Here is a 1,807-nt window from a genome sequence, read left to right as displayed (position 1 = left end):
TGCTGCACGTACTCCCCGGTGGTGCAGACGTCGGCCAGGCCGTGGTGGCCCACCCTCGAGTGCCGGTCATCTCCTTCACGGGGTCGACGCCGGCCGGCCGAGCTATCGCGCGCGCCTGCGCCGACCAGCTCAAGCGCGTCCACCTCGAGCTCGGTGGCAACTCGGCCCTCGTCGTCATGGCCGACGCGGACGTGCGGAGGGCGGCCGCGGCCGGTGCCTTCGGGTCATTCCGCCACGCCGGCCAGATCTGCATGGCGAGCGGACGGCACCTCGTCCACGAGTCCGTCGTGGACGACTACCTCACCGAGCTGACGCGCATCGCCACGTCGACGAGGGTCGGCGACCCGCTCGGCGCGGGCGTCGGCTACGGCCCGCTCATCGACGCGGGTCAGCGCGACCGCGTCCACGGCCTCGTGACCCAGTCGGTGGACGCCGGCGCGTCGCTGCTCGCCGGCGGAACGTTCGAGGGCCTGTTCTACCGGCCCACGGTGCTCTCCCAGGTCCCCGTCGAGGCGCCCGCCTACGCGCAGGAGGTGTTCGGTCCGGTGGCGCCGGTGGTCTCCTTCGCCGACGCGGACGAGGCCGCCGCTCTCGCCGCCGACTCCTCCTACGGGCTCTCGCTCGGCATCATCACGCGCGACGTCATGGGGGCGCTCGAGCTGGCCGACCGGGTGCCGACCGGGTCGGTGCACGTCAACGACCAGACGATCAACGACGAGCCCACCGCTCCGTTCGGTGGTGTCGGCGAGTCGGGCCTGGGGGCACGCCACGGCGGCCACCAGGCCAATCTCGAGGCGTTCACCGAGCTGCAGTGGGTCACCGTGCGGCGCGAGGCGCCCGTCTATCCCGCCTGAAGGCTGCTCGACCGAAAGGACGACCCATGAGCGACGACATCCTCCTCGTCGAGGACCGGGGCCACGTGCGCTACCTCACCCTCAACCGGCCCGAGGTGCGCAACGCCCTGAACCGCGATCTCAACGACCGTCTCGTCGACGCCGTCATCGAGGCCGACCACACCCCCGAGGTGTATGCCATCGCCATCACCGGCGCCGGTTCGGCGTTCTGCTCCGGCGCGGACCTCAAGGACGCGCGGGACCTCGCGGCGGCGGGCAAGCCGTTCTACGGGCCGCTCCACAACAACCGCCGCAGCCTCATGGAGGTGATGATCGACTCGCGCAAACCGACGCTCGCGATCATCAACGGGCCCGCGATGGCGGGCGGCTTCGAGCTGGCGCTCTCGTGCGACATGCGGATCGCCGCCGAGGACAGCGTCTTCGGGGTTCCCGAGGCCAAGCGGGGCCGCGGAGCGCACTTCGCCTCGGTGCTGCTGCCGACCACGGTCCCCCCGGGCATCGCGATGGAGTGGCTCTACACCGGTCGGCGGATCGCCGCCACAGAGCTTGAGCGGTGGGGACTGCTCAACCGGCTGGTGCCGGCCGACCAGCTGCAGAGGGCAGCCAAGCAGCTGCTGGACGATGTCGTCGCCTCGGCGCCGCTCTCCCTCCAGCGACTCAAGCTGACCTATCGCAAGACGGCAGGCATGTCACCCCACGCAGCGATCCGGTTGGACACCGGCCCGGACGTGTACCTCTCCGAGGACCAGAAGGAGGGCGCGCGCGCGTTCCTCGAGCGGCGAGAGCCACGGTGGCAGGGCCGGTGAGTAGTCCGAGGCGCCACCAACCGGGCCGAGACCGAGTGACCTCAGTGCGGTGGCCCACGGGCGGGCCGCAGTCACGGACCGTCCGATGACTGAACTCGAGCAGCGAGCGGAGCTCCCGGCCCGAGGACTGCGCCACTCCCTGCGGGC

At 71.6% G+C, this 1,807-nt stretch carries 2 protein-coding genes; both read left to right on the top strand.

Annotation, left to right across the window (positions count from 1 at the left end):
- On the top strand, nt 1-854 hold an 854-nt coding region (locus tag ACR9ZK_RS21480; RefSeq protein ID WP_481343997.1), incomplete at its 5' end, for an aldehyde dehydrogenase family protein.
- Between the two features lie 26 nt (nt 855-880).
- Entirely contained in the window at nt 881-1,660 is a 780-nt protein-coding gene (locus ACR9ZK_RS21475; protein WP_481343996.1) for an enoyl-CoA hydratase/isomerase family protein, read from the top strand.
- Nucleotides 1,661-1,807 lie beyond the last annotated feature (147 nt).

It is taken from the genome of Monashia sp. HAY1-5C, assembly GCF_056755255.1.
Note: the sequence above shows the minus strand (reverse complement) of the source record. Positions and strands in the feature narration are given on the sequence as shown.